1 protein-coding gene is annotated in these 1585 nt (G+C 76.2%); it reads left to right on the forward strand.

All coding sequences use genetic code 11. From position 1 onward, the window contains the following. Nucleotides 1–1184 precede the first annotated feature (1184 nt). Nucleotides 1185–1585 (forward strand): helix-turn-helix domain-containing protein (locus PV721_RS43250; protein WP_319734337.1); only part of this gene is annotated, 401 nt, incomplete at its 3' end.

Below are 1585 nucleotides of genomic sequence, written 5' to 3' on the forward strand. Positions count from 1 at the left end.
TTCGGTGCGGTGTGCGGTGTGCGGTGTGCGCGGTGCGGTGCGGGTGGTACGGCTCCGGGTGCCGGCGCCCGAGGACGCGTAGGCCCCTCGGGTGCCCGGGCACGTCGCCCCGACCTGGCCCTCTCGGCCCGGCAGGGAGCCCGGCCGCGGCCCCCGGACGGCGCCCCTGTCCCGGGAGCAGACCCCCGGCCGGACTCCCTCCCGGCAGGCGCCGATCCGGTCAGACGCCCCCGCCTGGGCGCTCCCCGGAGGGCGTCCCCGGCGAGGCGCCGACCGTGCGACACACCGGTGAGGCACCTTCCCGCGGGACGCCCTGGCTGAGTGCCGTCCGTGGGACACCCTGGTGGGGCGCCGACCGGTGGGACACCCTGGTGGGGCGCCGACCGGTGGGACACCCTGGTGGGGCGCCGACCGGTGGGACACCCTGGTGGGGCGTCGGCCCGGCCGAACACCCCCGATGGGGGGAGCCGTCGGGGAGCGCACCGGAAGGGCGTCCGGGGCGGGATGCCGCCCCGGCGGGGCGTACCGCGACGGACGCCGCGCCGGTGAGGCGACACCACTCGGAGAGGCGACCCGGGTGGGGACGCCGAACCGGTCGAGCCCCCGGTAGAGGGGCGGCGTTCCGGAGGGGCGGCGCCGGTCGGCGCCGGGCCGGTGGGACGTCGTCGCGGAAGGGCGTCGCCGGTGGGGCGTCGGCCCCGGCCGAGTCGCCCCGGTCAGGCGTGCCGAGCCGGGTGGGCGTTCCTGGCGAGGTGGGTCGTCCCGGCCGAGCCTCGCGGTGAAGGGCGGTCCCGGGGACAGCCGCGCGGGGGCGGGGCGGGGGTCAGGCCGTGGGGGCCGGACAGCGGCCCGGACACTCGCCCGGCTCGGTACAGAGGCCGGGGGTGTGGAGCCGCGTGGCGAGAAGTTCGGTCGCGGACATGGCTCGGAGACTGTCAGCGCCCCGGCCGCCGGTCAACCCCTGCCCGAGGCCCCCGGGGGTGGCCGGAACGGGCCCCCCACCGGACCTCGCACACCGACGGTGACCTGGACTTTCCTTCGGCTCCGCCCATCATCCGCAGCGCCCTCGACGGCCGAAAACCCATGGCCGGATTTCACGACCCCGCAACGCCACCGCCACGCACGCGGCCCGCCGGGCGGCGGCGATTGACCCTCGACCTGGTGCAGGGCTCAGAGTTCTGGGTGTGGAGAGCGAGATGCGCAGCATTGGCGAGATGGCCCGGGACAGCGGACTGAGCGTGAGCGCGCTGCGGTTCTACGACGGTGCGGGCGTGCTGGTCCCTGCCTGGGTGGATCCGGTCAGCGGCTACCGGTGGTACGGCCCCGAGCAGCTCGAAGAGTCCCGGTTGCTGGCCCGGCTGCGGCGGGCGGGCATGCCGCTGGCGGACATCCGGCTGGTGCTGGCCGGCTGGTCCAGTGCGGACACCGACCTGGTGCGCAAGCTGCTCGAGGCACATCTGCGCCGTCTTGAACGGGGGCTGTCCGATGCGCGCAGTGAGTTCTCCACCGTCCGAGCGCTACTCGAAAGCAGGGAGAATCCGATGACCGTGCTCCGCAGCACCGCCGCGACCACCGCCACCACTGG

Origin of the sequence: Streptomyces sp. MB09-01 (genome assembly GCF_033794505.1) — a bacterium.
Taxonomy (GTDB): Bacteria; Actinomycetota; Actinomycetes; order Streptomycetales; family Streptomycetaceae; genus Streptomyces.